The 13,866-nt window shown below is 32.8% G+C and carries 13 protein-coding genes; 8 read left to right on the top strand and 5 right to left on the bottom strand.

Annotation, left to right across the window (positions count from 1 at the left end; all coding sequences use genetic code 11):
* Positions 1-110: 110 nt before the first annotated feature.
* A complete protein-coding gene (locus tag ACFFGA_RS08685) occupies positions 111-704 on the bottom strand; it encodes a porin family protein (RefSeq protein WP_386062585.1) in 594 nt (197 codons plus the stop codon).
* A 260-nt stretch (positions 705-964) separates the two neighbouring features.
* A complete protein-coding gene (locus ACFFGA_RS08680) occupies positions 965-2,017 on the bottom strand; it encodes a hypothetical protein (protein ID WP_386062582.1) in 1,053 nt (350 codons plus the stop codon).
* 200 nt (positions 2,018-2,217) lie between these two features.
* Between ACFFGA_RS08680 and ACFFGA_RS08675 the strand changes: the two genes are divergently transcribed.
* The 8 genes from ACFFGA_RS08675 (at position 2,218) to ACFFGA_RS08640 (ending at position 10,582) form a co-directional block, all read left to right on the top strand.
* On the top strand, positions 2,218-2,739 hold the full coding sequence (locus ACFFGA_RS08675) for an RNA polymerase sigma factor (protein ID WP_386062579.1): 522 nt from the start codon (positions 2,218-2,220) through the stop codon (positions 2,737-2,739).
* A 55-nt stretch (positions 2,740-2,794) separates the two neighbouring features.
* Entirely contained in the window at positions 2,795-3,712 is a 918-nt protein-coding gene (locus ACFFGA_RS08670) for a FecR family protein (RefSeq protein ID WP_386062576.1), read from the top strand.
* 67 nt (positions 3,713-3,779) lie between these two features.
* Positions 3,780-6,227: a TonB-dependent receptor gene (locus ACFFGA_RS08665; RefSeq protein WP_386062573.1), complete on the top strand. Its 2,448-nt coding sequence runs from the start codon at positions 3,780-3,782 to the stop codon at positions 6,225-6,227.
* Positions 6,228-6,371: 144 nt separating this feature from the next.
* Positions 6,372-6,923, top strand: a complete 552-nt coding sequence (gene xrtF, locus ACFFGA_RS08660) for an exosortase family protein XrtF (protein WP_446697946.1) — start codon at positions 6,372-6,374, stop codon at positions 6,921-6,923.
* Complete coding sequence (locus ACFFGA_RS08655; RefSeq protein WP_386062570.1) at positions 6,916-7,344, top strand: exosortase F system-associated membrane protein; 429 nt, start codon at positions 6,916-6,918, stop codon at positions 7,342-7,344. Before xrtF ends, ACFFGA_RS08655 begins: the two co-directional genes overlap by 8 nt.
* A gap of 50 nt (positions 7,345-7,394) precedes the next feature.
* Positions 7,395-7,808: an HYC_CC_PP family protein gene (locus ACFFGA_RS08650; protein WP_386062567.1), complete on the top strand. Its 414-nt coding sequence runs from the start codon at positions 7,395-7,397 to the stop codon at positions 7,806-7,808.
* A 71-nt stretch (positions 7,809-7,879) separates the two neighbouring features.
* Positions 7,880-10,117 carry a TonB-dependent receptor gene (locus ACFFGA_RS08645; protein ID WP_386062564.1) on the top strand — a complete coding sequence of 746 codons (2,238 nt, stop codon included), beginning with the start codon at positions 7,880-7,882 and terminating at the stop codon, positions 10,115-10,117.
* 93 nt (positions 10,118-10,210) lie between these two features.
* A complete protein-coding gene (locus tag ACFFGA_RS08640; RefSeq protein WP_386062561.1) occupies positions 10,211-10,582 on the top strand; it encodes a heavy-metal-associated domain-containing protein in 372 nt (123 codons plus the stop codon).
* Positions 10,583-10,664: 82 nt separating this feature from the next.
* Here the strand turns inward: ACFFGA_RS08640 and ACFFGA_RS08635 are convergent, their stop codons facing one another.
* The 3 genes from ACFFGA_RS08635 to ACFFGA_RS08625 all read right to left on the bottom strand — a co-directional run bounded on the left by ACFFGA_RS08635 (position 10,665) and on the right by ACFFGA_RS08625 (position 13,797).
* Positions 10,665-11,321 carry a DUF6090 family protein gene (locus ACFFGA_RS08635; protein ID WP_386062558.1) on the bottom strand — a complete coding sequence of 219 codons (657 nt, stop codon included), beginning with the start codon at positions 11,319-11,321 and terminating at the stop codon, positions 10,665-10,667.
* 460 nt (positions 11,322-11,781) lie between these two features.
* Positions 11,782-13,413 (bottom strand): chaperonin GroEL, encoded by a 1,632-nt coding sequence (gene groL, locus ACFFGA_RS08630; RefSeq protein WP_386062555.1) that lies wholly within the window; start codon positions 13,411-13,413, stop codon positions 11,782-11,784.
* A gap of 108 nt (positions 13,414-13,521) precedes the next feature.
* A complete protein-coding gene (locus ACFFGA_RS08625) occupies positions 13,522-13,797 on the bottom strand; it encodes a co-chaperone GroES (protein ID WP_386062552.1) in 276 nt (91 codons plus the stop codon).
* Positions 13,798-13,866: the final 69 nt, after the last annotated feature.

Below are 13,866 nucleotides of genomic sequence, written 5' to 3'. Positions count from 1 at the left end.
ATTGCGTAGAATTATAATAATCAAAAGCCGCACAATTAGTGCGGCTTTTTTTTTGTTAATAGTGTTCTTTCCGCTATTACGGTAAAGAAATATGTTTATAAGATTTATTTCTAGAAATCAAATCCTATAGAGAATTGCCATACTCTATTTTTAGGACTACCTTCATCATAAATATCACCCAATCCTAAATGGTATCTTACTCCTAAACTGATACCAGAATCGGTTTTAAAACCACCACCAAAGTTCACTCCCCAATCAAAATTGTTGGGCTCAAATTCTTGAGAGGTATCAAAGAGGTTAAAGTCGCTGTCAAACTCTTCTTCATGAGAAATTGCTAAGCCAACTTGTGGACCTACTTCTAAGAAAAAATTATCATCAGGATACATTTTAAACATTAACGGTAAGATAATGTAGTCTAACTTTTGGGTAAAAGTACCTCCGTTATCTTCAATTTCGTAGCCTTGTTGAGAATACATCAATTCAACTTGTAGCGCAATACTCTCTGTAAAAAAGGATTCACCATAAAAACCAATATGGAAACCATGACGTTGACCAGTTTCACTATCTTCATCAAAACTTACAGCAGCTAAGTTGTATCCACCTTTTATACCAAAATTAGATGTATTAGTATTTATGTCGTCTTGTGCATTAATACTTAAAAGTGCACAAAAAATCATTGAGATTGTTAAAATTTTAGTTTTCATTGTTTTATATGTTTGGGTTTATTTTAATTATTTTCTTTTATGGATTTGGAGATCTATAATACGCAGGCTGTTGAATTCTAGTGTAGCGTTAGGATATGTATGTAAAAAACGTGAGTGATTACTGCAGTTTCAATATTATGTATTTTGTTTTCTGAAATTTTTAGCTGCTACACATTTGTAAAATATGTTATTTTTAAAAGCAGCCATTTATACAACAGCTGCTTTTCCCCTAACATAAAATACTAATCGCTTTTTTTGGTTTAAATTTGAGTTAAAACCAAAGTCATGGCAGCATTAGTAGTACTTTGCAAAGAAATAGAGCTTTCAGAATAACTTGTTACTTCCCATGTGTGATTTAGTAATTCAAAAGTTGCATTTCCCGAAAAGTTAAGCGATAGGAACACTTCTAGTTCTGATGTAACTTCGTAGGTCCCTTCTACATCATCAATAATTGTGTTAACTGTGTTTTCAGCAGTACAGGTTAAGTCATTGGCAAAATCTATAGTATATTCAGCATATAAATTTGCAGTATTTACACCAGCGACAACAAAAGTTTCAATCGTAAACAAGCCATCTACCAATATACCTTCAAGAGCATCAGCATTTTCTTCAGCATCATCTTCGATTTCGTCTATTGCTAAACACTCATCAATTTGGGCTTGTAAATCTTCATCACTTTCAATTTCTATAGTGGTATCACCATTTATAGTAGCAGTAATTGGGTAATTTACAGCAAAAAATGCGTTGTCGTCAAAACTGTTTATATAGCTATACAATTGCTGTTCAGATTCTATAACTACACTTCCAGTTTGCTCTATATCAACATCATAGGTTAAGATTGTGATAGGAAAGTCAATATCTAAGCAACTAATAGCATCTTCTGCTTCTTCTTGGGCAGTTTCGCAGGCATCAATAAGAGCATCAAATTCAGATTGATTTGTAACAACTACTTCTGTGTAGTTGCTTAATCTTACCGTCAATGGAAATTGAAATTCTACGCTGTCTTCGTCATTAGTAAGAAGACCAAGAATGTCTAACACTAACTGATAATCGGTTTCATTTATAAGTGTGAGTTGAGTGCCGTTTACAGTAGCTGTTACAGGTAAAAGTACAGAAGAACATGGCATGCCGTCCATGAAGTCATCATGGCTGCCATCATACATTGCAGTGCGTTCTAGGTTTTTTGCAGTTGTAGAATTTGCAGAATTTGTATTAGGGTTTTCTCCATTTTCGTTATCTATTTCATCTTGGCAAGCTGTTAAACTTAATACAGATAGCAATAATAAGGCGGTCAAGAATTTTAAATTTTTCATAATTTTAATTTTTGGGTTTAATTTTTCTTAATCTAAATAGAATTATTTTTCACTTTCTATATTTAAGACGTTTATACATAATTTTACCCTATGATTTTTTAATCTTTTTTTGATATTTATTTTTAAGTGTCTTAAAATCAATAAGGTAAAACTATATATATTATTCATATTTTTGTGATATTATAATTGATTAGTAGTTAATGGCAAGCCCAAAATCAAAACTTTGTAAAGAAGAACATTTCAATTCATTCTATCTTGAGCATATACAGGCAGTTAATAATTTTGCTTTTTATAAATGCGGAGATAAAGCAGCTTCACTAGACTTTGTACAAGAGGCGTTTTCAAAAGTTTGGGTGAATTGTGCTGAAATAGATTTTGCCAAAGCAAAGACATATCTTTTTACAACAGTAAATAATCTATTCTTAAATACAGTGAGACACCAAAAGGTGGTGTTATCTTATGCAAAAGCTTCTCCTTATTTAGATAGAACAAATTTAAACCCTGAGTATTTACTAGAAGAAGAAGAGTTTAAAAATAAGTTACAAGCTGTAATTTCGGATTTAACCGAAGAACAGCGCGAAGTTTTTTTATTAAATAGAATAGAGGATAAAAAATATAGAGAGATTGCAGAAATGCTAGATATTTCTCAGAAAACAGTAGAGAAGCGTATGTCTGCAGCACTTAAAATATTGAGAGAAAAGTTAAAAGGAGTAAAAATTTAAAAAATCTATAGGGTAAAATTATTAACAAGTGTCTTAAGGTTGAATAAGATAAAAAATGAATAAAGATAAGGACATATTAAGATGGTTTAATGGTGATATTTCAACAGAAGAAATTAAAGCACTTTATCCCAAAGAAGATTTTTCGGTTTTAGAAAAGTCAGCTTTTTATGCTAAACAATTTGAAACTCCACAAGTTGAGGCAGAGAAGGCTTTAGCGGAATTTAAAACCAGATCATTTAATAAAAACGAAACCAAAGTTATTGCGCTTAATTACAAAATGCTGCTTAGGATTGCGGCTGTAGTTGTGTTAATGTTAACGTCTTCTTATTTCTTGTTTTTTAATGCTACGGCATCTTATACAACGGATATTGCTGAGACCACAACGTTTAATTTGCCAGATGATTCCGAAGTTATCTTAAATGCCAAATCTCAACTATCTTACAATAAAAAAGATTGGGAAAGTGAGCGTTCCCTTACATTAGATGGTGAAGCCTTTTTCAAGGTTACCAAAGGTGAAAAATTTACGGTAAATACCGATGCTGGATCCATACAGGTGTTAGGAACACAATTTAATGTTAAGGAAAGAGCCAACTATTTTGAAGTAAAATGTTACGAAGGCTCGGTAAGCGTAACTTATAATGGCAATGCTTCAGTATTAAAACCTGGAAAAAGTGTGAGAATTGTTAATGGTAAAATTAGTGTCGTTAAAGATTTTAAAGCACAAAAGCCATCATGGATAAATAAAGAATCTAGTTTTGACAATGTGCCTTTATGGCAAGTTATTGAAGAGCTTAAACTGCAATATAACATCAAGATTAAGGTTGCTGAAGAAGTTAATACAGCAGAATTATTTTCAGGAAGTTTCACACATAGCGATAAAAATGTAGCTTTACAAGCAGTAACAATTCCTTTAAAACTCAGTTACAGAATAAATGGTAACGAAGTTGAGTTTTATAACTATGAAGCTAATTAAACCCCTTATTTTATTCATTTTTTTTTGTTTTTCTTCATTAGTAGAATCACAAGAGAAAATCTCTCTTTTGGATATAATTCCAGAAATTGAAACTAAATTTGATGTCAAATTTTCTTATTCAGCAGATGAGGTAAAACCTGTTTTGGTTGAGCAATTAAAAGCATCCGAAACGCTTTCTATAATTATTAATAGACTTAATACTTCAACATTATTAAACTTCAAATTTATATCCGAACGTTATATAACGATTTCGTCCATAGACAAAACAATTTCAGTTTGTGGAGCTGTATTTACTGAAACAGATGAACCACTTTTTGGCGCATCTGTTGTGGTTTTTAATACCACTAATGGAATGATATCTAGTGAAGAAGGGAGATTTTCACTGAATAATGTTCCTGTTAATTCTAAAGTTGTCATTTCTTTTTTAGGATTTGAAACCAAAGTGATTGATGCTGTTGATTTATGGATGCATAAAGGATGTAGGTCAATACAGCTAAATGAAAAATCCGAGTTGCTAAATCAAGTCTTGATTTCTAAATTTTTAACGACAGGTTTACAAAAAAGTACTGACGGAAGTACGGTATTAAATACTGAAGCATTTGGTATTTTACCAGGATTAATAGAACCCGATATTTTGCAGACTATACAGGTTTTGCCTGGTGTAGAGAGTGTTAATGAAAGTATTGCAGATATCAATGTTAGAGGTGGAACAAATGATCAAAATCTTATGCTTTGGGATGATATTAAAATGTATCATTCCGGTCATTTTTTTGGTTTAATATCGGCCTATAATCCTTACTTAACCGAAAAAGTTACAGTCTTTAAAAACGGGACATCCAGTGAGTATAGTGATGGTGTATCTAGTACAGTAGATATGAAAACTAAAAACGAGATTAGCGATAGTTTTTCAGGAGGATTTGGCGCTAATCTCTTACATGCTGATGCTTTTTTAGAAGTTCCTATTGGTAAAAAATTGGCTTTTCATTTTTCAGGAAGACGGTCATTTACAGATGTATTTGCTTCACCTACTTACGATAATTATTTTGAACGAAGTTTTCAGGATAGTGAGATATTAATTGCTAACAATACCATCAATACCAATAGTCAATCTTCGGATTTTTCATTCTATGATTACTCGGCCAAATTGCTTTTCAATTTAAATGATAAGCATCAGTTTAGAACCAATGTTATTGGCATAAATAATAATCTAGATTACTCCGAATCTAACGCAAACGATTCAAACGAAACTAAATCTAGTAATCTAAAACAAGAAAACCTCGGTTTTGGTGGTAGTTGGAAAGCATCTTGGAGCAATAGATTTTCAACGCAAATGAGTGGTTACTATTCGCAATACAATGTAGATGCTACTGATTTAAGAGTGGAAACCAATCAAAGCGTTACACAAGCTAACGAAGTTATAGAAACAGGTTTTAAGCTAAAATCTAATTTTAGGCTAAACAAAAACCTAAATGTGTTGAGCGGTTATCAATTTACAGAAGTTGGTATTCTTAATGAAACAACAGTGAGTAATCCAGATTATGAGCGCACAAAAAAAGATGTGCTATTAAATCATGCCGTTTTCGCAGAAGCTGAATATAACAATGGTAAAACCTATGTTAGAGCTGGTGTAAGAGGAAATTACTTTCAAAAGTTTAGTAAGCTAATTATTGAGCCACGAATAAATTTAAGGCAAGAACTTACAAATAGTTTTTCAATAAAGCTTAAAGGTGAGTTTAAGAATCAGTCGGCCACTCAGATTATAGATTTTCAAGATGATTTTTTAGGAGTAGAAAACCGTCGCTGGATATTAGCCAATGAGCAAAATATCCCAATTTCAGAAAGCAAACAAGGTTCCTTTGGCTTTGAGTACAATAAAAACGACTTTCTTATTGATGTTGAAGGGTTTTATAAAAGGGTTGATGGTATTACAGTTTCTAACCAAGGGTTTTATAACAATTTTCAGTTTTTGAATGCCATAGGAAGTTACGATGTTAAAGGAGTTGAGTTGTTAATCAGTAAAACTGCACAAAAGTTTAGTACTTGGTTAAGTTATACCTATAGCATAAATGATTATGAATTTGAAGCTTTAAATCCTTCAACGTTTCCAAATAATGTAGATATTAGACATTCTGTTTCTGTAGCTTTTAATTATGATGTAATTAAAAATTTGAAACTATCTATTGGTGGTTTGTGGCGTTCAGGACAACCTTACACTAAGCCACTGGAAGGCAATGAAACTGTACAGAGCGGTAACACTACTTTTGTTAATTACGACGCTCCTAATAATGAAAACCTAGATGACTTTATGCGTTTTGATGCTTCGCTGAGCTATAACTTTAATCTTTCAACATCTATAAAAAGCATTCTACGTATAGGTGTGATTAATTTTACAAATCATGAAAATGTTATTAATCGCTATTATACAGTAGATCCTAATGATTCGGATAAAGCCTTACAAATAAGTAATAAGTCACTTGGGTTTACGCCTAATGTAAGTCTTAGGGTTAGCTTTTAGTTTAGGTTTCAGAAATTTTCAGATATTACTATTTTATTTCGTGCAATAATTCTTGATTTGGGTGTTTTACAAAAAAAACATAAAAGAAAGCAACTTACATAGTATATTTATGCAAGTAAAATCCTAGTATAAAATTTAATAAACATTAAAGCACTTTTAACCAAATACAAACTAGTCATCCGTTTTATTGCAATATTTTTGCTGGTATATGGTACGTTAACTCTAGGATATTACCTATATCTTAATATGTCTGATGGTTCCAAATACTATCCGGATTACATGACCAATTTAGTAGCTAAACAAACCAATGCCTTACTCAATGGTATTGGTTATGATACTGTTGTACTGCCGCATCCCAATGAAGCATCAATGAAAGTTATTATTGAAGGGAAATTTGTAGCAAGAGTTATCGAAGGCTGTAATGCTATTAGTATTATTATTCTGTTTTTATCCTTTATAGTGGCATTTTCAGGCAAATTAAAAACTACATTAATTTATTGTTTTGCTGGTAGCATTATTATATATGCGTTTAACCTAATTAGAATTGTAATACTTTCTGTAGGTTTATACCATTATCCATGGAGAAGGGAAGTTATGCATGAAGTTATTTTTCCACTACTTATTTACGGAACGGTATTTTTACTGTGGATGGTTTGGGTAAATCGTTTCTCTAAAACTGAAAAAGCTAATGCCTAAACTTACCAGATACATATTCGTAGTTGTTTTGTTTTTAGTTTTAGTAGCTATTAGAGCGTTTGAAGACCTGCTTTTTTACGACCCTTATCTCACCTTTTTTGAAAATGATTACCTCTATATTGATAGCCCAAGAAGAGAAGTTGCAAAGTTAGTGTTCTTCACGAGTTTAAGGTTTTTACTCAACACCTTAGCATCCTTAGGAATTCTGTTTTTAATTTTTAATGATAAGACCGTTATTAAATTTTCGTGCTTAGTCTATGTGTTTGCTTACCTGGTATTACTGATTCCTTTTCTGTATTTTGTGATTAATCCAAAACAAGAAGATTACTATTTATTCTTTAATATCAGACGTTTTTTAATACAACCAATCCTTTTAATTTTGCTGTTGCCAGCCTTCTATTACCACAAGTTGAAACGTTAATAATGTTTTAAACTAAATGGAGCTATTCATTAATTTTGTAGCTTTGCGTCGTGAAATTTCTACTTACACATAAAATAGTTTCGGTAACACTATCATTTTTGGTACTGTTCTCTACATTATCATTAACTATAGAAAAGCATTTCTGTGGTGACGTGTTAATTGATGTTGCCATTTTTACAGAAACTGAAAAGTGTAGTGATGATTTAATTGAAAATATTGAATCCAACCTCATTAAAAAGACATGTTGTAAAGATGAGATTGATATTGTTGAAGGTCTTAGCGAAATAGCAATAAATTCATTTGAAGACTTAGATGATATTCAAAAACAAGTTCTTTTAGCCTATAGTTTATCTTATATTAATCTTTTTGAAAATTTACCAGAATTGGTAATTCCTCATAAAGACTATTCGTCGCCTATACTCATTAAAGACATTCATGTCTTGGTTGAAACTTACCTTATTTGATTTAGTATAACTTTTATTGAAAAAGAGCGCTCACATTTATGCGCTATTAGTTATACCTACAAATCAAACAAATGAAAAAATATTTAATACTAAATTTTATGCTCTTGTCGCTTGTATTATCTGCGCAAGAACAATTAAAAGGCATTGTCTTAGAGGGTAGCAGTGCTCAAGAAAGTCCTTTGCCAGGCGCAAATGTGTATTGGTTAGGTTCTTCAATAGGAACTATAACAAATGATGATGGCACATTTGCATTGCCTTATAAATTCTCATTTAATAAGCTTGTTATAAGTTATGTTGGTTTTAAAACAGACACTATAACTGTAAACGAAAATAAGTTTATAAAGCATGTACTACAAGCTACAGATGAATTAGATACGGTAACGATTACATCTAGAAAACAAGCTACGGCAAAATCGTATTTAAAAGCTACAAATACACTTTTTGTTAGTAGTGACGAGTTGCTTAAAGCAGCTTGCTGTAACCTCTCAGAAAGTTTTGAAACCAATCCATCTATCGATGTTAATTTTGCTGATGCAGTGTCTGGAACACGACAAATAAAAATGTTGGGTCTAAAATCACCTTACATATTAATTACCACAGAAAATGTCCCAGCAATAAGAGGAGCATCACAAGCTTATGGTTTGAGTTTTATTCCTGGTACTTGGGTAGAGAGTATTCAAATTACCAAAGGATCTGGTAGTGTGGTTAATGGTTTTGAAAGTATTGCTGGCCAGATTAATGCTGAACTTGTAAAGCCTTCAACAGACAATAGATTGTTTGTAAACTTATATGGTGCATCTAGTGAGCGTATGGAGTTAAATACACATATTAACACTAAAGTATCTGATAAGTGGAGTACAGGTTTGTACTTGCATGGTAACACGCACCAACAAAAGCACGATGTTAATGACGATGGTTTTTTAGATATGCCATTATACAATCAGATTAATATCATGAACCGTTGGCAGTACACCAATCCAGAAAAGGGAGTTGTAAGCTTTATAAATTTCAAATACCTGAATGACGAGAAACAAGCAGGACAATTAGATTTTGATCCAGACACGGATAAAGGCACAACTAATTTTTGGGGAAGTGAAATAAATACGGAACGTTTTGAAGTCACAACAAAACTTGGCTATGTAAATCCTGAAATCCCATATCAAAGTTTAGGTTTTCAAACTGCTTTTAGTCATCATAATCAAGATTCGTATTTTGGACTGAATCAATATGATATAAAACACAATAGTTTCTATTCAAACGTGGTGTATAATACTATTATTTCAGATTCGCGTCACAAAGTAAAAACAGGATTAAGCTTTACCTACGACCATTATGACGAATTGGTAAATACAACGGATTATGAGCGTACGGAAAACTCAGTTGGTGCCTTTTTTGAGTATGCTTTCGATAACTTAGATAAGCTAACAATGACAGCTGGTGTACGCGTAGATCAGCACAATAGACTTGGCTTTTTTGTAACTCCACGTTTTCATGCACGTTACACTCCTTGGGAGAAATCTGCATTTAGAATCTCTGCAGGTAGAGGTAAGCGAAGCGCTAATATTTTTGCCGAAAACCAAAATATGTTCTCTAGCTCTAGACAGATAAATATTCTAAATTCTAATGGGAAAATTTACGGTTTAGATCCAGAAATTGCTTGGAACTATGGTGTAAGCTACTTACAAGGCTTTAATTTATTTGGAAGACAAGCGGACGTTACCTTGGATTTTTATAGAACTGATTTCAAAAATCAAGTCGTAGTAGATTGGGAAAATCCTTTTGAGATTAATTTTTATAACCTTAAAGGAGATAGTTATGCCAATAGTTTTCAGTTTGAATTTAACTATAATGTTTTTGAACATTTTGATATACGTACAGCATATAAGTTTTATGATGTTAAAACCACTTATAATTCGGGTAAATTAGAAAAGCCATTAACACCAAAACATCGCATATTTGCAAATGCATCTTATGAAACTAGTTTAAAAGATAATGGTTCTCGATGGAAGTTTGATGCTACTTACAATTGGTTAGATGCACAACGTTTTCCTAGTACTGAGATGAGTGATCCAGAATATCAGATAGATGACTATTCGCCAACAGTAGCGACATTAAACTTACAAGTGACTAAAGTGTTTTCTCCTAAATTTGAAGTATATTTAGGTGGAGAAAATGTCACTAATGTACGTCAAAGTAATCCCATTGTAAGTGCAGATGATCCGTTTGGCTCAAACTTTGATAGTAATTTTGTGTATGGCCCAATTTTTGGAAGTATGTATTACGCAGGATTGCGTTATAAAATAAAATAAAAATGAAGCCCATCCAACCTTCCCAGAGGGAAGGCAAAAAAAACATAATGTCACACTGAGCGCAGTCGAAGTGTCTTAATTAAAACAAATAACATGAAAAAAATAATCTTAATTTTTACAGTATTGCTGACTACAGCAACATTCGCCCAAGACAAAAACAAAAAAGCAAGTATCGAAGTAGATGGTGTTTGTGGTATGTGTAAAGAACGCATAGAGAAAGCTGCTATTAGAACTAAAGGAGTAAAGTCTGCAGTTTGGAGTGTAGAAACACACGAGCTAAAACTCATTTTTGATGAGCGTAAAACAGATTTAAAAACCATTTCTAAAAGTATTGCAGCTGTTGGGCACGATACCAAAGAGATAAAAGCTACAGACGAAGCTTACGATTCTGTACATCCATGTTGTAAGTACAGAGATGAAGAAGTCCAAAAAGATCACAAAAAAGAAAAAGGTGACGGAAAATAAAAGAAAAGCCTGAATTTAGATTCAGGCTTTTTTTATGTCTATTTTTTGTCATTCTGAACTTGATTCTGAATCTCATAGAATTTTACTTGGGTTTGTTAAAGTTTTCGACGACCTTCAAAATACTATCACAACTTTTAATACCACGATCAGTTGCAGTTTTTTTAATCATCAATGCTCCGTTAACACTTTGTAGTATGTTTTTAAATAGCTTTTCGTTACTGTACCCAAATTGTCCTTGTCGCATAGCATCAAAATCGGCATTCTCTATCATGTATTTGCCTAAATATTCTTTATGGATAATGTCTAAGCGCTCGTAATCTTTGAGCATTATTTGGTAGTTGGAGTAGTGGGTTTCAATGGCTGCTTTTAAATCAAAATCATCAATGAGTTTAAAGTCTCCAGAATTTATCATGGTTTGGTAAGTCACATCCTTTGGAAAAAAATCTGTTGAGGTAAATACACTGTAGATTTTATTCATTTTAGAACGCTTTTCAGGATTGTCAGTATTTATTAATGGCAAGACTTCTCTTAAGACATCGATTTTTGTACCTATAGATTGCGAAATAGATTCAAGGTTGTTTTTATCAATCTCAATATCACTTTTTATATTTTCTAAATACTGCTTTTTTAATGCTTCGTCTTTTTTGTTATCCGCACACTTATTCATGCTGAAAGCAATAGTTATCCCTACAATAACGATGAGTATTTCTCCTAAAGCATAACGAATTTCTTTTTTCATAATTGGTTAGTTTTTATAAAGCTATGAAATTAAAAGTAATAAAATACAAGAGTCAATAATTAGAGTCATAAACCAAATAAAAATTTATGCGATTTTAGTTAAATATTTGCCAATAAAAATATCACGAATCTGCTTTATAACTACCTTTAATATGTTCTTTTAAAACAGTAAAGTTATGGGACAGACAAAGTCAAAAAGTGCGTCTAAATCGGCTAAACCAATGCCGAAAAAGACTCCACAGGCTTCTCCAAAAAAGAAGTAATTTGTGGTAGGTTTATTTCGTATAAACCTCTTAATTAGGTAAAAAGATAAAAATGCCACCTCCAAAAGAGGTGGTTTTATATTTTAAAAAATAGATAAACAAAAAGCCCTTGATTTTCATCAAAGGCTTTTAATAATTGTATTGTACTCACTATTTTATTGTGCAACAGTGAGTTCACTGCCAGCGGTCGCTGACCGCCTACATCATGCCTGGCATTCCGCCTCCACCCATTGGTGGCATAGCAGGAGCATCTTCTTTAATATCTACTAAAGCACACTCAGTCGTTAAGATCATACCAGCTACTGAAGCGGCATTTTCTAACGCAATACGCGTTACTTTCTTAGGGTCAATAATACCAGCTTTTAGCATATCTACATACTGATCTGATTTAGCATCGTAACCGAAGTCTTTTTTGCCTTCTAATACTTTATTGATAACTACAGAACCTTCACCACCAGCATTTTCTACAATAGTTCTTAAAGGTGATTCAATAGCTTTGTTTACAATTTGTACTCCAGTAGTTTCGTCTAAGTTATCGGTAGTTATTTTTTCTAAAGTCTTTTTAGCTCTCACTAAAGCAACTCCACCACCAGCAACAATACCTTCTTCTACAGCAGCACGTGTTGCGTGTAAAGCATCGTCAACTCGATCTTTCTTTTCTTTCATTTCTACTTCAGAAGCAGCACCAACATATAGTACAGCAACTCCACCAGCTAACTTAGCTAAACGCTCTTGTAACTTTTCTTTATCGTAATCGCTCGTTGTAGTTTCAATCTGAGCTTTGATTTGGTTGACTCTAGCTTTAATATCTGAAGCTTTACCACTACCGTTTACAATTGTTGTATTGTCTTTATCGATAGTTACAGTTTCTGCAGTACCAAGCATCGTTAAATCAGCATTTTCTAAAGAGAAACCTCTTTCTTCAGAAATAACAACACCACCTGTAAGGATAGCGATGTCTTCTAACATTGCTTTACGTCTGTCACCAAAACCAGGTGCCTTTACAGCAGCAATTTTAAGTCCACCACGTAATTTGTTTACTACTAATGTTGCTAAAGCTTGTCCTTCAACATCTTCTGCAATGATTAATAATGGACGACCAGATTGTGCTACTGGTTCTAATATTGGAAGAATTTCCTGTAAGTTAGAAATTTTCTTATCGAATAATAAGATGTATGGATTTTCTAAATCCGCAATCATTTTATCTGCATCTGTTACAAAGTATGGAGATAAATAACCTCTGTCAAACTGCATACCTTCTACCACATCAACATAGGTATCCATACCTTTTGCTTCCTCAACAGTAATAACTCCTTCTTTACCAACTTTACCAAAAGCAGTAGCGATTAAATCTCCAATAGTGTCGTCGTTGTTTGCAGAAATAGCTGCAACTTGCTTAATCTTATCAGAATCACTACCTACTTTTTTAGATTGCTTATCTAGGTCATTTACAATGGCTTCAACAGCTTTGTCGATACCACGTTTTAAATCCATTGGATTTGCACCAGCTGCCACATTTTTAAGCCCTTCTTTTACAATTGCCTGAGCTAAAACAGTAGCCGTAGTTGTACCATCACCAGCTAAATCGTTAGTTTTTGAAGCGACTTCTTTTACCATTTGTGCTCCCATGTTTTCTAACTCGTTCTCTAGCTCAATTTCTTTTGCTACAGAAACACCATCTTTAGTTACTTGTGGTGCACCAAATGATTTACCTATAATTACATTACGACCTTTTGGGCCTAACGTTACTTTTACTGCATTTGCTAATGCATCCACACCACGTTTTAGTCCGTCGCGTGCATCAATATCAAATTTTATATCTTTTGCCATAATGAAAAATTTTGTTTGTCATTCCTGCGAAAGCAGGAATCTATTTGTATTTAATTTGGAATTTTTTGTTCTGATTGATGAGCTTCCTGCCTACGCAGGAATGACAATCTAGATAATCGCCAAGATGTCACTTTCGCGCATCATTAAGTAATCTTTGCCCTCTAATTTAAGTTCTGTTCCTCCGTACTTTCCATAAAGTACAGTGTTACCAACTTTTACAGTTAAAGGTTCGTCTTTTTTTCCGTTGCCAACAGCAACAACAGTTCCCTTTTGCGGTTTTTCTTTTGCATTATCTGGAATAATAATACCAGAAGCTGTAGTAGTTTCAGCTTCCATAGGTTCTACTAGAACTCGGTCTGCTAAAGGTTTAATGTTTAAAGCCATTTTTAAATATATTTTAATTGTTTAATTAATAATTTACGCTTTAGCGTACTTCGAAAATTATGCCAATGG

Origin of the sequence: Winogradskyella pulchriflava, from assembly GCF_042434315.1 — a bacterium.
Lineage (GTDB): Bacteria > Bacteroidota > Bacteroidia > Flavobacteriales > Flavobacteriaceae > Winogradskyella > Winogradskyella pulchriflava.
Note: the sequence above shows the minus strand (reverse complement) of the source record. Positions and strands in the feature narration are given on the sequence as shown.

Coding starts and splice junctions, on each gene's coding strand:
- ACFFGA_RS08625 (WP_386062552.1), bottom strand. CDS start 13,797: ATGGCTTTAAACATTAAACCTTTAGCAGACCGAGTTCTAGTAGAACCT.
- groL (WP_386062555.1), bottom strand. CDS start 13,413: ATGGCAAAAGATATAAAATTTGATATTGATGCACGCGACGGACTAAAA.
- ACFFGA_RS08645 (WP_386062564.1), top strand. CDS start 7,880: ATGAAAAAATATTTAATACTAAATTTTATGCTCTTGTCGCTTGTATTA.
- ACFFGA_RS08635 (WP_386062558.1), bottom strand. CDS start 11,321: ATGAAAAAAGAAATTCGTTATGCTTTAGGAGAAATACTCATCGTTATT.
- ACFFGA_RS08680 (WP_386062582.1), bottom strand. CDS start 2,017: ATGAAAAATTTAAAATTCTTGACCGCCTTATTATTGCTATCTGTATTA.
- ACFFGA_RS08640 (WP_386062561.1), top strand. CDS start 10,211: ATGAAAAAAATAATCTTAATTTTTACAGTATTGCTGACTACAGCAACA.
- ACFFGA_RS08655 (WP_386062570.1), top strand. CDS start 6,916: ATGCCTAAACTTACCAGATACATATTCGTAGTTGTTTTGTTTTTAGTT.
- ACFFGA_RS08685 (WP_386062585.1), bottom strand. CDS start 704: ATGAAAACTAAAATTTTAACAATCTCAATGATTTTTTGTGCACTTTTA.
- ACFFGA_RS08675 (WP_386062579.1), top strand. CDS start 2,218: ATGGCAAGCCCAAAATCAAAACTTTGTAAAGAAGAACATTTCAATTCA.
- ACFFGA_RS08670 (WP_386062576.1), top strand. CDS start 2,795: ATGAATAAAGATAAGGACATATTAAGATGGTTTAATGGTGATATTTCA.